Source organism: Methylocapsa palsarum (assembly GCF_900114285.1).
GTDB classification, from domain to species: domain Bacteria; phylum Pseudomonadota; class Alphaproteobacteria; order Rhizobiales; family Beijerinckiaceae; genus Methylocapsa; species Methylocapsa palsarum.
The window spans coordinates 1-18,359 of sequence record NZ_FOSN01000012.1 but is presented as its reverse complement, the minus strand read 5'-3'; the positions used below and the strand labels follow the sequence as shown (position 1 = coordinate 18,359).

Below are 18,359 nucleotides of genomic sequence, written 5' to 3'. Positions count from 1 at the left end.
TCAACTGGCCATTAGACGAAGGCTGAGATCGGCGGGATCGAACCCGTCGCGCAAAAAAATAGGCCGCCGCGCGCGATCCGTGGCGAGACGCGCTATCTCTCTGCGCCGTTCGGCCTCTCGTTCGATCCAGCGCCGCTTCAGCGCCGGCCGCATGAACATCATGCGCCTTCGTCCATCTTCCGAGTCGATCAATTGAAGCAATCCCCAATCTGGCGGCGACTCCTCCGTCGAGTCGGTCACGACCAAGGGAACGAGATCATGTCGCGACAACGACTCGAACACGCGATCGATCAACGCCCACGGCCATCGAAAGTCAGACGCGAGAAACACAAGCTTGCGCTTTGAGCCGAGCGCCTCCCTCGCAGTGAGAAATCCATCGGCCCCGGCGTCCGCGCAAGTCGAGGCGCGAAGACGTTCGACAGCAGCCAACGCCGTCGCAACCGAGCGCGAGGGCGCCGTCATGAGCGATCGGTGAATCGTCTCGCCACAACCCATTACGCCGAAGCGATCGCCAATCCGGGTGACTGAATAGGCGAGCGCCGCACAAAAATCCCAGATGACTTTGATTTTATGTTCAGTACTTGGAAAGCGCATCGACGCCGACACATCAACCAGCGCGATAACGTCAATCGCATGTCTGCGTTCGAAACGCTTCACATATGTCTCGCCAAACGGATCCCGTAAGGTGGCGCGTAGATCAATTCGGCGAGCGTCCGGATAGCGCAGGAAGGGCGCGTGATCGCGAAAGACGCCGATGCCGCCTACATCGCTCGATCTTTGCGCGCCAGACTCGATTGATCGAAAGCGGCCGCGCGGCGAATAAAGAATATCAATCGGCGCATTCATGGCGCGGGGACTGCGTCGAACACCGTGCGGCACAAGTGCTTGACGATACCGTCGCCGCGAAGCGCGTGGATCGGATCGACTACAATCCGGTGCGCTAAAACTTCAATGAAAATCTCGCGTATATCATCGGGAACAAGATAGTCGCGACCCTCGAGCCAGGCGCGCACGCGGGCCGCTCGGACGAGAAAGGCCAATCCTCTCGGGCTAGCGCCACCCTTGACAAGCGTGTCAGCGTCCGCGTCGTCAAGACTGGCGCCAACGGACCCAGGTCTTAATATTCCGTTCCACAAGGCGAGGACGTAACTTTGCAGGGCGGAGCTCGCACTGACTTCAGCTTGAATCAGATCGGCGACCGCGGGGATTGCGTGGTAATCGAAAACGCCCGTCTCGACGCGAGAAACAAGCGCATCAACATCGCCGAATTTCGGATCGAACGCCAATTCACGACGAATGTCATCCTCCTTGGGCGCGGTGATGGCGATCTCCATCAGGAAGCGGTCGCGCACCGCCGCCGGCAATTCAAAGGTTTCCTCACGCTCGACCATGTTGCGATCAGCAAAGACCTGGAGGAAAGGGAAAGCATAGTCCCGGTCAAATGCGGAAACGTTACGCTCCGCCATCAATCGTAATAACAGCGAATGAACCTGCGGCCGCGCACGGTTGATTTCGTTGAAGAAAAATACGGAAATCGATTCCGCCTTCCTCAGCAGAGGCGACGGCCCGACACGGGGGCGTCCGTCATCTCCGAGATCGGTATGATAGAGAATATCAGTCGGCATCATGTCGACCGTTCCCTCTACCCGCGCGAAATCGCCTCCGAGCGCGCGCGAGGCTGCACGCAGCAACGTCGTCTTGCCGACGCCGACGTCACCTTCGATCAGAACATGACCACGCGAAAAAATGGCGATCGTCACCAAACGAATGGCGCGCTGCTGACCAACCATAGCTTTCGCAATCTCTCTTTCGAATGAGAGCGCACGCGCGCGCCATTCATCGAGGCTTGCGGCGACCGACGCCAGCTTGTTCAAAGCTCACCCATCAATCGAAGTCCAAACAGCGACGCTAAAAGTCGTGACGACTTGGCTCCATCAAAAGGAGCAACTATAATTGCGAGACTCGCCATCAGATTCGTCGTCCGTAAGACACCCTCATTCGGTTGGGATTTTATCCACTTCGTAAACCCATTTTCCGGATTTCTTGAAATAGGCGACGCGCTTTTTGTTACGCTCTTCCATACCCTGAATCGAGGTCTGCTGCTTTGCTATTTCCTTCGCATCATGCTTGGGATCGTATTTCGAGCCCTCGACTTTTTCCGGAAAACCTGGCTTGGGCTCCCAACAATTCCCTGGCGCTTTGCAGGTCGTGCCATCGTAGGCCAAAACGACGCTGACTGGCATAGCGACCAGAAGTCCACCGGCGAGCAACGCCGGAGCGAGATTAGTCATGCGCATTGTGCTTTCCTCCGCTTGTTCGTGGCGTTTGCGCGCCGTCGCGACGCCGCCGCATTATTCACTTCGCCTGCGTTTTGCATGCGCCTGGCGCATCGTCAGCAAAAACCTCGCCCTGTTTATAGGGCTTGTAGTTTTTTTTCTGCTCCTCAGTGAACCATGGCGCCTGATCGACGCCATCCTTGTAGAGATGACGCACCCAAGCCATGACTTTGAGGATTTCATCAAGCTGTAGATTTTGATATTGTGGCCCCATCGAGGCTTTCGCGCCGCCGAATATCGTCGAAAAGATCCCGACGTCTGTCGTATTTTCCGGATAGGTCCAATAATCGTCGTTGAGGCCAGGCCCTATCTTGCCCTCGCCAAGATGGCCATGACAACCGGAGCAGGCCGAGAGGAATATTTGTTCGCCCTGCTTCAGACAGCTCTTGTCTTCGTTGTAGGGATTTACCCCGGTTTGCATGAACTTCTGCACGCCCTCCGTATTCCGCCCTTCCGGTAGCGCATCATTAAGGTCAAGGACCTCTCCGGTGATGGTATTTCGAAAGGTGATCGATGACGTCTGAGCAATGGCGGCGAGCGCCAGCACGCTAGTGAGGGCGCCGCCTAGAATGAGCGATGCTGTCTTGTAGATTTTATAGCCGTTAAACACGAGTGATTCTTTCCTGGTGCGAATTCGCGTGGCGCTTCATCATCGGCTAATGGGAACGAGCGGGACGCCCTCAACCTGCAAAATCGCGTCGATCTTGGGTTTCGCCAGCACGAGCGCCGCGTCTATCTGTTCGAGCAATGCCGTGTCGTCATGGCGAACACCGACCGACTGATCAAATCGCTGCGGCACTTTCTCTCCATTTCTCTTTACGGCGTCGTCGTCGATCAAACTGATGCGAAGGGGCGTCACGGAAGCCTTGACATAACGTGCGACGTCGGGCGCGAAAGCCACGGCGAGTTCAGCGCCGCCGCTTGAGACTTCTCCGACCATTTTGGCGGGATCTACCTGAGTATATTCATTACGCGCCGACTTGAAGTTCACGAGAGAATATAGATAGGCCATGTTGTTTTCGTATTGGCCAATATCTTTCAACAGAACCTCTCCCGGAGATCCGAAAGACACAGCGATATGGCCCAGCTTTGCTAGTCTTTGATCCGACCACGACTTAATGTTTAGATCTCGATCCGCCCGGGTCACGAAGACGTAACCAGTGCGATAGTAAGGCTTCGAGGTCGCAACACGAGGATCTCCGGAATCAAGCCCGACGATCACATCGCATGCGTTCTTATCGAGCTGGTCGCGGACAAGATAGATTGCAGGCCGTTCATACCAAACGAATTGCGCCTTCCTGTTCATGGCCTCGGCGAGAACGACAGCGATCTTGTTTTCAAAACCCGAGCCATCCTCCAACGATAGCGGCGGCTGGTTCTTCGCAGCGCATATGCGCAAGACGCCAGCCTGCTCACGCGCATCGGCGTTGGCTCGGTCGGCGGGCGCAGCGTTCGCTGCAAAGCCATCGAATCCGCCAAAGATAAAAGTCAACAAAAGAGCGCCGGCTCTCCGCCTGGAACGTGATTGAGGCAGCATGTATGTGATCCAATCTCTGGGCGTAAGCGACGGTTCGCGATTAGTAACCGCCGCCTGCCTCGCGCCGCCTTGAAGACCTCGGCGGCGCGGCTAGCTCTATCAATCGCGCTATGTTACTCGCGCTCAATTCTTCGGCGACTGCCAGATTATCGACGTCGCGCCCGCTGTGTACTCACCAACGTTTACATCGTCGTAAGGCCCCTTGCCGTCAAGGGAGAACACCATGACTCCGCCGCCCATCTGCGTGTAGTTCGCGAGCTGCTTGAAGGCGCCGACGGCTCCAAGACCGGCGGTCGGATCCTGCAGATCGAACACCAGGCCAACGCCCGGCCAACCGCCGACGCCATACATGATCGCCAGATATTCGACGCCCTTGTGCTGATAGACGATCGGGTGCCCGATCACGCCAGACGGCAGCTTGAATTTCCAGAGCAATTCACCGGTCTCGCTATGGCGCGCCTTGATGAATCCATCGAGCGTACCGTAGAAGACGATGTTTCCGGCAGTTGCGGCCGTCCCGCCCCAAACCGCGAAGCGCTCCATCTTCTCCCACTTAAATTTCCCGGTGATGGCGTTATAGGCCTTGATCTGCCCAAGGCCCTCGCCCTTCTGCCGATCGCCTTTCGGACCGGGGAACATATTCAAGGTCGCGCCGACGAAGAACTGACCCGCGCGATAGGGAAGCATGAAAGGCTCCCAGTCCATGCAGATATGGTTCACACCAAGGAAGAACAGCTCCTTTGTAGGATCGTAGGAATCAAGACCCTGATTGTGATAGCCCATTGCAGAGGGACAAATATCCTTACCCAGATGATCCATACGCGTGCCATATTCCGGATCGCGCACCGGCAGCCCGGTCTTGATATCGACTTTCTTGAACACGTTGACAGTGTCGTCGATCTTATCGGCGGAGATCAATGTTCCGTCGGTCCGATCCAGGGTATAGACGATGCCGTTGCGGTCCGGATGGGTGAGTAGCTTGCGTTCCTTGCCGTCCTTGTCCTTCTGCTCGCTCAGCATCATGAAATTGATGCCGGCGAAATCCCACTCATCATGCGGAGTTTTTTGATAGCCGAATTTCGCCTGACCGGTGTCAAGATCACGCCCCCAAATGGTCATCGTCCATTTGTTGTCGCCAGGACGCATCGTCTCGTTCCAGGGCGCCGGGTTGCCGCTGCCATAGTAGACGAGATTCGTGCCTGGATCGTAGGCGAACCAGCCCCAGTTCGTGCCGCCGCCGATCTTCCATGCATCGCCTTCCCACGTGGCGGTTCCGAGGCCTTTTTGCCCATATTGGGGATTGGCCTTGTTGAAGTCGTCGCCGATGAGCACGTCGGAATCCGGACCAGTCGCATAGGCGCGCCATTTCTGTTCGCCGGTGCGAACGTCATAGGCGGTCATATAGCCGCGCACGCCAAGCTCGGCCCCCGAACTCCCGATGAGAACGATATTCTTATAAACATGCGGCGCGACAGTGAGAGTCGAACCGACCTTGAAATCGGAATTTTCGATCTTCCAGACGGTGGCTCCGGTGTCCGCGTTGAGCGCCACCACATTGCCGTCGAGAAGGGTTTTGACGATAAGCGAGGGGGTCACGCCGTCGCCGGGCCAATAGGCGAGGCCGCGATTGACGATGTCGCAGCAGGCGACCGCGCGAGCGGCGGCGTTCTGCTTCGGCTTATCCTGCCACAGGATGCGGGTGGGGTCGTCAAGACTGAGCGCAAATGTATTGTTCGGGAACGATGTATGAATATACATCTTGCCGTCGACCACGAGCGGAGAGCCTTCATGCCCACTGAGCAGACCGGTCGAGAAGGACCAGGCGGGCCTCAGCTTCTTGACATTATCGGTATTGATCAGGGTGAGCGTGCTGTAGTGATTTGCGCTGTAGTTCTTGCCTTGCATCGCCCAGTTGTCTTCGCTTTTGGCGAGCGCTTCAAGCTTGTCCTCCGCGCGCGAGGACGAAAGCGACATCTGCGCAGCGAGCATAACGCTCAGCACAGACACGGAATTCAGCAGCTTCCTCATCAACGAGTCCTCCAGCGACGGTTTGCGCGACGTTCTCGCCAACGCGGCGTCGCCTCGTAAGAAATGACGGCCCACATGTCGTTGAGCCGCGGTTTTTTATTGAAAGCCGCTTCCGCTCCGCCGAAACCTAAGATGCCTTGGCGGGGAAGCGAGCCAAACGCATATAGAATTAAGGCTTGGGACGTGTCTGCCTGATTTATCGGTAAATTTTTGCGGGAAAAATCGGCAATTCTTGCAGCGCGTTTCCCGTTGGCGCCGACGAAGTTTGGCCATTCGAAATCGACGGACCATCATGGGCCGGTAGAGTTGTGCGAAGGCCAGCGGATCGCTGCTATAAGGAGGGAAGCGAGGCGAAACGAGAGTTGAATGAGTTATTCTAGAGGCGGCACGGTTCGGAGCCAGACAATCAGCGCGTTAAGATCGTCGTCGGTCATTTTGGAAAAATGAGACAACGAAAGATTCGCCATGGTCGGCGCTAGCCGCCTTCCATCGCGGCTGACGCCCTGAGTGATCGCGCGTTTCAGCTCATCGTCCGTCCAGGAACGACCCCCTTCGTCGGATGGGAAGTGATGTTTGAGGCGACCGCGGCTCCGGCGGGCGTGCGAAAGACTTTTCCACCTTCGCCAAGACGACGTTGAGGATCGGGCGCGCCGCTGACCTCCCCGCTGTGGCATCCCATGCACCGCGCGAGAGAAGCAATGTAGACCCCGCGCCGCTCGGGATTTGCAAGCTCGGTTTCCGAAAAAGGCCGTTCGGCGCCCGGAATCGAGTTGCGCGGCTCGAGCGCGCCATGCCTTTCCTGAGCGGGGAGGCGGGAGTCGACGGGAGGCGTCTTGCGCAGGACTGCGATGATCGCATCGAGATCTGAGGGGGTGAGCGCGCGGTAGGAGTCTGAGGGCATAACCGGAGCCAGGCGGCTTTTGGGATCCCTGCCCTCCACAATGGCTGCACGCAGCTCCGCGTCCGACCAAGCCCCGACGCCACTCACCCTTTCCGGCGAGATGTTCGACCCCTGACAGCGTACTCGCGGTCGGAAAATAGCTGGGAGCCGCCTGAAAATCTTCGAGAGAGATCGTAGCCGTCCGGACCCCGGGGGGTATGGCAATTGTCGCAAGCCGTGAGCGCTTCGATCAGATATTCGCCGCGAGCGACGTCATCGCCGCCGACGGAGCCCGATGCGCAGACCATGAGCGCGAAAAGCGCGGCGCGAACGCGGGTCTGACCGCCGCGCCAGGAACTCAAATATTCGCCGGTCATGTCGAACAAATCGAGGCGACAGCAAGGGAACCAAGGATCTTCGACGTTTCCTATGACGGAAGACGCCGCTTGCGTCATTTCCAAACATTCTCAGATTTTTCAGGACAAACAGGCATTCGGCGATTGCGTCGCACTCTCGCCGGTCGCTGGCCCTGCAGTTCCTTTCCCCCCGCCCCGATTCGTTATAGCCGCCCTCAGTCGATCAGGCGCTTCAGGGCCCGTCCCGCTTTCGATTTCATTTCCTTCGCGGTGAGCGTCCCGTCGTTGTCGACGTCCGCTTTTTTGAACAGCGTCTCCACAATCGTGAGATACTCGTCCTTGGTCAGCGTCCCGTCACGGTCCGGATCGCCAGCCTTGAATTCCTTGCGTCCGATCACGCCCTTGACTTCTCCAGCGTCCAGGGTGTCGTCAGGATCTTTATTCAATTTATCGAATTGAGCGCTGGCCGCAGCCTTCGTTTCGGCCAAGTCGAGGGTCTTGTCGCTGTCTTTGTCGTATTTGGACACGACGTTGGAGGCCGCCAATGCCGCCGGCGCAGCCTGCAAAGCAAGCGCCCCCGCCAGAAAGCCGCTCATCGAGATGCTCCGAAGAAGCAATGATTTTTTCGCCATCTTTGTGACTCCCGCCAATCTCGTTCTGCCGATTTTCTTACGACCGAGCCTCACGTAGCAAGCGCTGGACACTATCGAAACAGAATTTGTCGCGCTTCGGCTTCTTCTAACATCCTGGCGCTGAAGTACATAAAACGAACGCGTCTCGGCCGAAGAGAGCCGTGCGGTCAGCGCCATGCGGATTGGCGGCCGGCGGCGTGCTAAGGGTTCGTCGGATTCACGACATTCTTGGCCTGAGAGGCGCTTGAAAAGCGCCTGTTTTACGGTCCGCAATTTGCGTAGACCCGGTCAGGAATTCATTTTCGGAAGGCGTCTTCGATGGCGTTCACCTCTCTCTGCCCGGCCGGCGCCGTGAGCGAAGGAAGCATGGGTCTTTTTCAGGCCGGGCGTAAAAGCGTGCTGCTGGTCTGGCCGGCGGGAGGCGATCTCAAAGCCTATCGCGGGCGGTGTCCTCATGCGGATATGCCGCTGAGCGAGGCCACATTCAATGGCCAGATCATCACCTGCCCTCACCATCAATGGGGATTCGACTGCGCCAGCGGCAAATGCGTGACGCATCTCGTCCGAAACGAACTCCACTCCTATCCCCTGCGCGTGGACGGCGACGACATTCAGGTCGACGTCGGACCGATCAAGGCGGCGCGTTCGCCGGCGTGACGCGAGCCCCTGTTCATGTCGGCTTCGGACGTCGCGAAGGCTAAAAGCGATCCTTGAACTGGGCCAGCCGCCACCATTGAACCTGAACAGAGTTACGCTGAATATGGCGGACGCGACCGTAATCCCCATCCGCCATCGCGCTTTAGGCGACATGCTCCGGATGAATCTCGCGCCGGGCCTCAGTTTCGACCTCACGCTGGAAGAGGCCCGCACCCTGTCGCGCGCCCTGGCTGCGGTCAGCCGTGATAGAGGCGCCGCGGATGAGCTCTATCTTAGTCCGCTGGCGAGCGATCATGACCTTTCCGCCCGGCCGACAGACGCGGGCGTGCAAATCACCGCGGCCAGCGGCGTCTGCAACCTGTCCTGGCCGGCCGTCGCCTCATTGGCGGAGCGGCTGGCGATCGAATGAGCGGCTCGGCTGGAGCCTTGCCCCGCTCGCTGCGGACAGGAGGGCCCGCTGACAGGACAGGGGCGATCCGCCTGAGCGGCGAGACGGACGCAAACTCACTGCGCTTTGGCGATCCTCGCGACGAAAGCCGGGGCGGTCACTGCTCACCGGCAATCTCGATCGACACTTCGTTCCGGCGCAGGAACGGCAATGTCCAGGGCGGATTGTAATAGGCGTAAATCGGCGCGGAAAGAAATTTGAGATTTTTCGATACAATGAAGTCCTGCAGGTCCTTCGCATGACGCTTCAGAACGGCGTCTCTCGCAAGGCCCGAAAAACGGATGACCGCAAAGCGCCGACCACCGAACTCTTTCAGTTTAACGGCCGGATTATTCGGCGTCGGCAAGCTCGCCAAAGTATAATGAGAGGGCATGACAAAGCGCACTCTCCAGTTGTCGCCGTCGCCGTGCTGGGTCACTGGCGCGGTCATGGCGATTGTTTCGCTCTCCTGTTGCGTGACGGGAGCGGTCATCGCCACTTTCTGCGACGAGGAATTGTCTCCGAAAATATAATCGGCGACGGCGCGGAAACCCTGGCCCAGCGCAACATTCCGTTCTCCCGGAAATTCGACTTCCGCGACAATCATCGGCGCGTAATCGCGGATCTCGATATCGCGCTCCTTCGCCACAACCTTGTATTTCGGTTGTTCCGCCCTGCGGCTCACGATCGGGCCCCATAACGCCGCGCTTAGCAGAACCACCCCTGCGCCAATCAGCCACCACATCGGCATCATCCTTATTTTAGAGTCCCGTCCCAATCGTCTTGGCTCTCCGCCGTCCTGTAAATACCCGGTATGTATATTGCTTCACCATCGACATTCGATTCGGCAAACGGAGCGTCACACCACTTTTCGAGGGTGACGCATTTTTCGGGAGCGGCAAGACACGGGCTGCCAGATCTTCAACGCGCCGGTTGGCCCCTCGTTTCATTCATCGATCAAAAGGCTCGAAAAGGCCCGCCCTCCCGTCTGTCGCAAGAGCTTCGTCAAAACCGTTCGCCCTCCCCAGAAAGATCGCGCGCACGATGAAACTTCAGATTGAAAGGCCCTATATCGAAGCAATGATCGGAGAATTTCCCGATCTGGCGGCCTTACAGGAACAGCTGCGGTTTGGCGACAAGGTGGAAGTGTCGTTCAGTCAATTGTCGGACGCCCAGGTGGGGATGTTAGGGCGCCTCTACCGGCAGGCGGGGCCGGACATGCAGATCCGGGCGGCGCAATTGTCGACTTTACGCCAAGCCCTGAACGACAACGGCGTCCGCTTCGGCCCCAACGATCTCGAAATGGTGCTTCCGGCCATCCTCCGCTATCTGCTGAACGACGCCATTCGGGGCTGGGTCTTCACCGCGAACGTGTCGAGCCGGCCCCTACCCTATGTCATCACGCGCCTTGACTACACCCCGGCCTCGAATGACGAAACCGGGAAACTCTATATCGAGCTGAAATGCAACGCCAAGGGAGCCTTGGCCTCCAATACGGTCCGCGTGACCAGCAGCGACATCGACGGCAAGACAATCGGGGAAATCTTCGCCCAGAAAGGGTTCTTGAAGGAAACGCCTGAGTTGATTGCGGCCTACGACGCAACGATCCGGCGGTATTTCGAATGGCGCGGTCAGTATGGCGGCCAGTTTTCCGCCCGGGGCACGGGTTTCTACACCGAAGATCCGAATTCCTCGCATCGGGAAATGGACTGGTCGCGCAAGGACATCGTGGTGCTCTCGACCTCGGGAGGAGCGGCGCGGCTGGTGAATGATGAAAGCATACTCACCGCGCGCGCCCTGACGCTCGACGTCCCTGGCGAAATTCTCGCGCCCTACCTGCGCAAGGCGGCCAAGAGCAGCCAGTTCGACGCGGAAGACGAGATGAGAGAATTGCAGGCGTCGATCCCCAAGGGGCTCTTCACCCAGCTCCCGATTCACGCCTACATCCTGATGTTCCATCTTGAATTGCATCACTATCTCTGGGTGCACGTCAACGACATGGAGCCCTATCAGTACAAACCCGCCCTGAAGCAAAAGCTCGTCCTGCCCCCCGAACAGACCGATCTCATCGACATCCTCACCGCCGAAATGGATGTGCTGATGGACGACATCGTCGCGGGGAAGTCGGGCGGCACCACAGTTCTCTGCGCCGGGCCTGCGGGAGTCGGCAAGACGCTGACCGCCGAGGTCTATTCTGAAATCATCAGGCGTCCTCTTTACAGGGTTCATTCCGGCCAGCTCGGTCTCAACGTCGCCGCGATGGAAAACGCCCTGAAAGATGTCCTCACGCGCGCACAGCGCTGGGGCGCGGTGATGCTGATCGACGAAGCCGACGTCTACATCAAGCGCCGCGACGACGACATGACCATGAACGCCGTGGTCGGCGTGTTTTTACGGGTGCTCGAATATTTCAACGGCCTGTTGTTTTTGACGACCAACCGGGTGGACGACATCGACGAAGCCATCGTCTCGCGCTGCATCGCCGTCATTAAATATTATCCTCCCGACCGCGATGCGCGCCGGAAAATCTGGCGCGTCATGGTTGATCAGTTCGAGCTGGACGTGGACGACGACCTGATTGTCAGGCTGATCGATTTGTTTCCGGCGGCGACCGGACGCGACATCAAGGGCCTCGCCAAACTGGTCGGCAAATTTTGCCGCCATAAAAACGAGCCGCCCTCCCTCGAAGCTTTCAAACGCTGCTCGATATTCCGGGGGATGGACATCGTCGAGGCGGCGTAATCCTTTATCCCGGCTTGGAGCCTATCCAACTCTTGGCGTTGAGGAGTTTTTGTACGCCCTGGCGGCGGCGGCATATAGGATTGCGCCGATGACAACACCAAAAACGCCGCCCAAAGCGCTGACGAGCGCGTCGGAAAAAGCCGCGTGCCGACCATGGACCGAGCGCTGCAAGACCTCCATCGCTCCCGCCAGGAATGCGAGGCACGAGGCGGCGGCGATTCGGCATGCCGCCGCGGGAAATCCAAGCGCCAGGGCGGACGCTGTGCCGCAATAGGCGACGAAATGTTCGGCCTTGCCGGGCAGCCACGTATGCGGCCGCTGGGACCCCGGCACGAGCGACAGGACAACAATCGCCAGAACGCCGAGGACGCCCGCGATACGGGCGAAAAAGACGGCGTATCTCATCAATTGAACCTCCAGCCTTCACCCGTACGGGGGACGCCGACGCCTGTGGCCATCCGGGCGAAAAAACTCTTGACGCGTTTCCATCGCCGGGCGACGTCTAGTCCGAACCGTGGCGCTCGGGGTCGAGAGCCACATCGGCGTGCAGCCGCGATACATACCAGCACAGCGCCGCGACCGGAATCCCGATCAGCGAAGTCAGCACGAAAAACATCGTAAAGCCGGTTTTCGCGATCACGAAGCCGGAGGCGCCGGCAAGAATGCTTCCTGGAAAAGCGCACAGAGAAGTGAGCAGGGCAAACTGGCTGGCGGCGAGTTCCGTCGCGGTGAGCATCGACATGTAGTTGATCAGCACGACCTGCGCGAACGCGTAGGCGAACCCTTCGATGCTGACCGCGGTGGCGAAAATCCAGAAATGCCCGCCGCCGCTCTCCGAAAGCCAGGCGAGGCTGAGGTGCGAAGCCGAACCCGCGATCGTTCCAAGCACGAGGCTTGGCATCATGCCGATCCTGCGGATGATATAGGCGCTGAAAAACGTGGCGCCCAGCGCAACCCAGAACCCGAACAATTTTGTGACTGTGGCGATCTCGGCGTCAGTATAAGCGAGGCTCTTGAACAAGGGCATCGACATGGCGCTCGTGAGGTAGCCCGGCATCCGGAATCCGGCGATCATCAACAAGATCGGAAGCGCCAAAGGTCCAAGCCGCCCGACCATTTCCTTGATCGGCGCGATCACCGTCGCGGCGAAACCCGGATGCTTGTGCGTCGCGACGAAATCAGACTCCGGTTCGGGCGCGACGAAGGCGGAGACGGCGCCGACCGTCATCAGCGCAGCCATCCCGAGATAGGCGAAGCGCCAGCCATATCGGTCGGCGAGCAGCAGAGCGCCGGCGCCGGCGGCGAGGGTTCCGACGCGATATCCCATTTCCGAGATCGCCGTCATGACCGATTGCTTGGCGACCGGAACGGAGGTGATGCGCCAGCCGTCGATCGTCACGTCCTGAGTCGCTCCCGCAATTCCAAGAGCGATCGAGAACGCAACGGTATAGGCGAGCCAATGCGACGGATCGCCGAAGGCGACGCCGGCGAGCGCCAGCATGACGGCCAGTTGCGAGACGACGATCCAGCCACGGCGGCGCCCCAGCCACGCGCCGAAAAAAGGCGCGTCGTATCGGTCAAGAAAGGGCGCCCAGACGAATTTGAATTTATAGGCGATTGTGAGTTCGCTCAGCAGGCCGATCGTCTCGATCGGCACCCTCGCCTCCGACAGCCAGGCGGATTGCGTAGAATACACAAGGAGATAAGGAATGCCCGCGCTGAAGCCGAGCCCCAGCATGGCCGCATAGCGCCTGTCGGCGAGCACATGAGCGAGCATGGAGCCGTGCTCGGGATCAGTTTTCATGTCCAATTCTTTTCCCGATTCGAGAGTTCAAGCCAGACGGAGGCTTCGCGTCGGCGCCAGCGGATTTCTAGCCCGGCTCCATAATTTACCTCCGAGACTCCCCGAATGTTGATGAATCCAAGGTCGACTAATCGTCGAGGCGCTTCACCAAATACACGAGTTTGTTCAGCCGACCAAGGCTCCGCGTGCCGCAGGCGCCTTTCGATCCACCATCATGGGTCGGGATGGGCGAAGCGATATCCGACGCCTGTTTCGGTCAGGATAAGGCGCGGCGACGCCGGATCCTCCTCGATCTTGGCGCGTAATCGGCCGATATAAACCCGCAGATATTGCATATCGTCGTTGTAGGAGCGTCCCCAAACGGCGGTGAGCATGTGCCGATGGGTGATCAGGTGGCCAGGGCGGCTCACCAGGATCGCCAGGATATCATATTCCTTGCGCGTCAATTTCACCGTGACTCCGTCCCTCGTCACGGAGCGCTTGTCGAGATCGATGCAGAGCCTCCCGCTCTTTATCTGTCTTTGTTCATGCGCATCGGCGGCGGCGTGGCGCAAAGCCGCGCGCAGCCTCGCCATGAGTTCGCCGATGCCAAATGGCTTTTCGACATAATCATCCGCGCCGGCGTCAAGCGCTGCGATCTTTTCGGATTCCCGATCGCGGGCCGACAAAATGATGATTGGTATTTTTGAGAATTGCCGCGCCCGCCGCAAGACCTCCTTGCCATCCATATCCGGAAGTCCGAGATCCAGAACGACAGCGTCAGGAGCCTTTGTAGCGATAAGCTGCAAAGCCTCCCCACCCGTCTCGGCGCCCAGCACATCATAGCCACATGCGGTGAGGGCAGGCCGCAAGAATCGATGAATTTGCGGCTCGTCGTCCACGACAAGGACGCGATTTCCGCTCATGCCGCCACGCCTCCCTTTCCTATTTCGGGAACAGGAAAGCGCAACACGATGCGGGTTCCTCGTCGGCGGATCGCCGGGCTCTGGGCCACGATCGATCCGCCCATCGCTTCGACGAGGCCACGGCAGATGGACAGGCCGAGTCCGGTCCCAGCCTTGCGGCCATCAGGGCGGCCTCCCCTGTAAAATTTTTCGAAGATCCTTTCGAGATCCGCTGGCTTTATGCCCGGTCCTTCGTCTGTCACAGTGATAACGACGTCCGGCCCGTCCCGCCGCGCATGAATGATAGCATTTGAATCGCCAGCGTATTTGTGGGCGTTGTCAAGCAGATTGAAGAGCACTTGTCCCAGAAGAGCGCTGTCGCCCCGTATTAGCGGCAGATCTCGTGCGATGCTGACGGAAACCGTCTGCTTCGGAAATACTTTCGCGCTCCGCTCGATCGCGCTGCGAACGGCCTCGCCAATATCGACCAGTTCGCGGCGCGGCGCCAGCGCGCCCGATTCGATTCGCGACATATCGAGCAAATTGGCGACAAAGCGGCTAAGGCGTCCCGCTTCTTCTTCGATGGAGACGAGAAGGTCCTGCCTGTCCGTCGGCTGCATCCTGTCGCCAAGTTGCAACAGGCTGGTAACGGCGCCTGTAATTGACGCAAGCGGCGTCCGCAGATCATGAGAAAGCGATGCGAGCAGCATGTTTCGGACTTTTTCGTTCTCCTCGAGCGCCGACGCCTTCACCGACTCGTCAACCAGCAGGGAGCGATCGATGGCGATCGCCGTTTGCTCGAGGATCGACGTCAACATGTTCTCGTCCTGGCTGGACAGAGGCTCTTTCGCGAGTCTTGGCTCGATTCCGCATACGCCAATAACGCCTCGCGGCGTCTCTAGAGGCCGAAACTGAAATCGCACATTCGGCAAAGTTCCCGTCTTCCAGCCCGCCGGCTCGTCCTTTTCCAGCGCCCATCTCGCCGCGCTCGCCTCGCCGGGGTTCAATTGGTCAACCGGAGGCCATGCGGTCTGAATGTTCAATTCGCCGTCATCCGGTCGCAACAGCACAATACACTGCGCCTGCAGCGTCTTTTGCGCGTGAACGGCCGCCGCCCAGAGCACGTCGTCGAGCTTGCCGGCGCCGGAGAGTTTGCGCGAAAATTCGAACATCGACTGCGCCGCCTGCATACGGGTGGCCATTGCGAGAGATTGTTGCCTGACCCTGCTCGCGAGCATTCCAGTTACGAACGCGACAGCCAGAAATACGATAAGCGAGAAAAACTCATGCGGCTGAGAGATCGTAAACTCGTAGCGAGGGTCGACGAAGAAGAAGTCGAACGCCAGAAAAGACAGAACCGATGCAGCCGCGGCCGAGGACAACCCATACTGGACAGCGCAGAAAATCACAGGGACCAGAAACATCATCGACAGGTTCGGAAGGCGAAGCCACGCGTCAATCAATTGCGCGGCGCCCACCGTGACTCCGACGGATAAAAGCGCAGCCAGCAGGGCGATCCCCGCCTCGATGCGGGACGGGCGCGGCAGGGCGCGCCTTTCGGCGATCGGCGGGCCGTGGGCCTCGGTCACGACGTAGACGGCGATGTCGTTTGATCTGCGAACGAGCTCCTCGGTCAGGGACCATCGCATGAGCCGGGCAAGAAATGTCGCGCGAGAGCGCCCGACCACAATCTGGGTGATGTTTTCCTGTCGCGCGAAGCGCAATACTTCCCCGGGAAGATCGTAGCCCGACCGCCGTTCGACGTCGCCGCCAAGCCGTTCCGCCAGCGCAAGCGCATCTTCAATGCGCTTGGCGCGCTCGGGGTCGCTTTCCTCCTGACCTCGAGTTTCGACATGCAGCGCGATCCAGGGCGCATTGAGACCTGTCGCGAGCCGCGCGGCGGCGCGCACGACGAGTTCCGCCGAGACAACGCCGCCGACGCAGACCAGCAAGCGCTCGGACGTCGCCCAAGGTCCTTCAATCGCATTTTGCCGCAGGTAGTCGATCATCTGATCGTCCACCCGGTCAGCGGTTCGCCGCAGCGCGAGTTCGCGCAAGGCGGTCAGATTTCCCGGCGTGAAGAAGTTCTGCGTCGCCCGCCTCGCGGTCTCGGGCACGTAGACTTTTCCCTCCTTCAAACGATGAAGAAGTTCGTCCGGCGTGATGTCGACGAGTATGACGTCTGTCGCATCCTGCAAGACCGTGTCCGGGACCGTCTCGCGCACGATGACGCCGGTGATGCGCGACACGACATCCGCGAGGCTTTCGAGATGCTGGATATTGAGCGCCGTCCAGACGTCGACGCCGGCTTCGAGAAGCTCTTCGACGTCCTGCCAACGCTTCGGATGGCGATTGTCGGGAGCGTTCGTATGAGCGAGTTCGTCAACAATGATGAGTTTAGGCCTGCGCGCCAACGCGGCGTCGATATCGAATTCCTCGATGATCCGGCCCCTATATTCAATCTTGCGGCGCGGCAGGATTTCAAGGCCCTCGATCAAGGCTTCGGTCTCGCGTCGGCCATGCGTCTCGACGAGGCCGACCACAACGTCAATCCCGTCCAGCTTGCAAGCGCGCGCCTTCGCCAACATAGCATAGGTCTTGCCGACGCCGGGCGCAGCGCCAAGAAACACGCGCAGCTTTCCGCGTGATCCGCTATCGGTAAGCGCCAGCAACGCATCCGGATCGGGCCGGCGATCAAAGTTTTTCTCCGTTTGCGCCATGTTGTTTCCCGAACGCCTGATCAGACAGCCCTTCCCTTCCCAGAAAGACCGGCGCTACGGCGTTGCGATCCGCAAGATTGCGGGAACCACTTTAATCATGATTTCGATCGCCCCCGCCGCCCCAGCACATCACGCCCCCGCGCCGGCCCCTTCGCATTTTGCCGGATCGCCGTCGCGCAGACCCTGCAAAGCAGAAGCCGACCCGGGCAAGGCTGCGCGCGCAGCCTTGCTCGAGCCGTCACTCGATATACAAAGAGAAGATAAACGTTTCAGCGTCTTTCGGAAACCTTATCCGGACGCAAATCGTCTAGCGCCAGGTTGAGCATCAGGACGTTGACCCGCGGCTCTCCAATCAGCCCGGCAAACCGCTTCTCGACGTGTTGCTCAACCAGCGCGCCCACGCGCGCGTCGCCAAGACCGCGAGCCTTGGCGATCGAAGGAACCTGCGTCAGCGCAAATTGTGGCGAAATATGGGGATCGAGCCCCGACGCCGAGGTCGTGACCGCGTCCGCTTCGAAAGCAGGACGGCGGCCAGCCGATCGCTCTGCCGGAGAAAAAGGGCGGAGCCCGCAAACCCCACCCTATAAGCTCGGCGGCCCTCGAAATATTGGCTGGGATCTCGCGGGTAGAAGGGTCACCGTGGGTTTTTCCCCGTCTCTTGGATCCGAAGCGCCATATTTCTGTCGAGGTGATAGAAAAAGCTTGGCAGCGAATCCGCGACCATGCCGGCATACCAGACGTCCACCTGCACGATCTGCGGCATACGGTGGGGACCTACGCCGGGCAGGCCGGCGTCAACGCCTTCGTCGTCCGGGATCTTCTTCGCCATAGCACCGTCGCCATGACCGGCCGATACGCCAATTTCGACCAGAACCCAGTTCGAGCGGTGTCGGATTTGGTCGGCGAACGGATCGCCGCGGGACTCGAGGCTGGTGATGCGGCCTCACGCGCGGCGAAAAAAGGCTCAAAAATCTGAGCTGATCCCGATCATCCTGAATCGGAACGTCGAGGTCCTCGGCGCTCAAAAATGGTCTCGGCCTGGGGGCAGCTTTCACTCTGCCGTCGGGATCGTTCGCTTTGGGCTGCCGCCAACATTTTCAGATTTCTGGATCGGGGCGCGGTTGAAAACCACGCGTTGAGTCAGCTGCCCGCCTCGCGGTCATAAATTCCCGCTCATGTCAATGCGCGTAAATCCGCGAAAATGCGCTCGCTTGTCCGGCGTCAGCGCCCATGAGACAAATCGGGGTATTTTCTGAAGGGAGATTTCTGGTTCATCTTAGCCCATTCAGGAGCGCAGATGAGACAGAAATCCGTGCCGGCGAAAGCCCCGGCAGAACAGCTTGTGAAAGATATTCG

General features: G+C 59.2%; 17 protein-coding genes and 1 pseudogene. 4 read left to right on the top strand and 14 right to left on the bottom strand.

Features of this window, described 5'->3' with window-relative positions:
• The 8 genes from BM177_RS13350 to lanM form a co-directional block, all read right to left on the bottom strand.
• Complete coding sequence (locus BM177_RS13350; protein WP_091684385.1) at positions 1 to 846, bottom strand: DUF58 domain-containing protein; 846 nt, start codon at positions 844 to 846, stop codon at positions 1 to 3.
• Entirely contained in the window at positions 843 to 1,874 is a 1,032-nt protein-coding gene (locus BM177_RS13345; RefSeq protein WP_280140557.1) for an AAA family ATPase, read from the bottom strand. Before BM177_RS13345 ends, BM177_RS13350 begins: the two co-directional genes overlap by 4 nt.
• 120 nt (positions 1,875 to 1,994) lie before the next feature.
• Entirely contained in the window at positions 1,995 to 2,297 is a 303-nt protein-coding gene (locus BM177_RS13340) for a methanol dehydrogenase [cytochrome c] subunit (protein ID WP_175492604.1), read from the bottom strand.
• Between the two features lie 58 nt (positions 2,298 to 2,355).
• Positions 2,356 to 2,946, bottom strand: coding sequence for a cytochrome c(L), periplasmic (gene moxG / locus BM177_RS13335; RefSeq protein WP_244532319.1), 591 nt, complete (start codon positions 2,944 to 2,946; stop codon positions 2,356 to 2,358).
• Between the two features lie 39 nt (positions 2,947 to 2,985).
• Complete coding sequence (gene moxJ, locus BM177_RS13330; protein WP_091684380.1) at positions 2,986 to 3,873, bottom strand: methanol oxidation system protein MoxJ; 888 nt, start codon at positions 3,871 to 3,873, stop codon at positions 2,986 to 2,988.
• A gap of 123 nt (positions 3,874 to 3,996) precedes the next feature.
• A complete protein-coding gene (locus tag BM177_RS13325; protein ID WP_091684578.1) occupies positions 3,997 to 5,901 on the bottom strand; it encodes a methanol/ethanol family PQQ-dependent dehydrogenase in 1,905 nt (634 codons plus the stop codon).
• A gap of 520 nt (positions 5,902 to 6,421) precedes the next feature.
• Positions 6,422 to 6,802: a hypothetical protein gene (locus BM177_RS20680; RefSeq protein ID WP_244532317.1), complete on the bottom strand. Its 381-nt coding sequence runs from the start codon at positions 6,800 to 6,802 to the stop codon at positions 6,422 to 6,424.
• Positions 6,803 to 7,352: 550 nt separating this feature from the next.
• Positions 7,353 to 7,769, bottom strand: a complete 417-nt coding sequence (gene lanM, locus BM177_RS13315) for a lanmodulin LanM (protein WP_091684378.1) — start codon at positions 7,767 to 7,769, stop codon at positions 7,353 to 7,355.
• A gap of 318 nt (positions 7,770 to 8,087) precedes the next feature.
• Here lanM and BM177_RS13310 point away from each other — a divergent pair, with 318 nt between their 5' ends.
• Together BM177_RS13310 and BM177_RS13305 are read left to right on the top strand one after the other, a co-directional pair.
• Entirely contained in the window at positions 8,088 to 8,426 is a 339-nt protein-coding gene (locus BM177_RS13310) for a Rieske 2Fe-2S domain-containing protein (RefSeq protein ID WP_091684375.1), read from the top strand.
• Positions 8,427 to 8,529: 103 nt separating this feature from the next.
• Positions 8,530 to 8,835: a hypothetical protein gene (locus BM177_RS13305; protein ID WP_091684373.1), complete on the top strand. Its 306-nt coding sequence runs from the start codon at positions 8,530 to 8,532 to the stop codon at positions 8,833 to 8,835.
• Between the two features lie 136 nt (positions 8,836 to 8,971).
• Here BM177_RS13305 and BM177_RS13300 read toward each other — a convergent pair whose 3' ends face one another.
• Positions 8,972 to 9,598: an SOUL family heme-binding protein gene (locus BM177_RS13300; RefSeq protein WP_091684575.1), complete on the bottom strand. Its 627-nt coding sequence runs from the start codon at positions 9,596 to 9,598 to the stop codon at positions 8,972 to 8,974.
• Between the two features lie 299 nt (positions 9,599 to 9,897).
• Here BM177_RS13300 and BM177_RS13295 point away from each other — a divergent pair, with 299 nt between their 5' ends.
• Positions 9,898 to 11,595 carry an AAA family ATPase gene (locus BM177_RS13295; RefSeq protein ID WP_091684371.1) on the top strand — a complete coding sequence of 566 codons (1,698 nt, stop codon included), beginning with the start codon at positions 9,898 to 9,900 and terminating at the stop codon, positions 11,593 to 11,595.
• 21 nt (positions 11,596 to 11,616) lie between these two features.
• On the opposite strand, the gene BM177_RS13290 is transcribed toward BM177_RS13295, so the two are convergent.
• From BM177_RS13290 to BM177_RS13270, 5 genes and pseudogenes are all read right to left on the bottom strand, one after another.
• Positions 11,617 to 12,000 carry a VanZ family protein gene (locus BM177_RS13290; protein ID WP_091684368.1) on the bottom strand — a complete coding sequence of 128 codons (384 nt, stop codon included), beginning with the start codon at positions 11,998 to 12,000 and terminating at the stop codon, positions 11,617 to 11,619.
• Between the two features lie 97 nt (positions 12,001 to 12,097).
• Complete coding sequence (locus BM177_RS13285; RefSeq protein ID WP_091684366.1) at positions 12,098 to 13,399, bottom strand: AmpG family muropeptide MFS transporter; 1,302 nt, start codon at positions 13,397 to 13,399, stop codon at positions 12,098 to 12,100.
• A 212-nt stretch (positions 13,400 to 13,611) separates the two neighbouring features.
• The gene (locus BM177_RS13280; protein WP_091684363.1) at positions 13,612 to 14,304 is read right to left on the bottom strand and encodes a response regulator; all 693 of its coding nucleotides are present in this window, start codon (positions 14,302 to 14,304) and stop codon (positions 13,612 to 13,614) included.
• Entirely contained in the window at positions 14,301 to 17,003 is a 2,703-nt protein-coding gene (locus BM177_RS13275) for a sensor histidine kinase (protein WP_091684361.1), read from the bottom strand. The genes BM177_RS13280 and BM177_RS13275 overlap by 4 nt, the downstream gene beginning before the upstream one ends.
• 269 nt (positions 17,004 to 17,272) lie before the next feature.
• Positions 17,273 to 17,545: pseudogene (locus tag BM177_RS13270) on the bottom strand (potassium-transporting ATPase subunit C); the annotation flags it as partial.
• A 65-nt stretch (positions 17,546 to 17,610) separates the two neighbouring features.
• Between BM177_RS13270 and BM177_RS13265 the strand changes: the two are divergent.
• Positions 17,611 to 17,979: a tyrosine-type recombinase/integrase gene (locus BM177_RS13265; protein WP_244532316.1), complete on the top strand. Its 369-nt coding sequence runs from the start codon at positions 17,611 to 17,613 to the stop codon at positions 17,977 to 17,979.
• Positions 17,980 to 18,359: the final 380 nt, after the last annotated feature.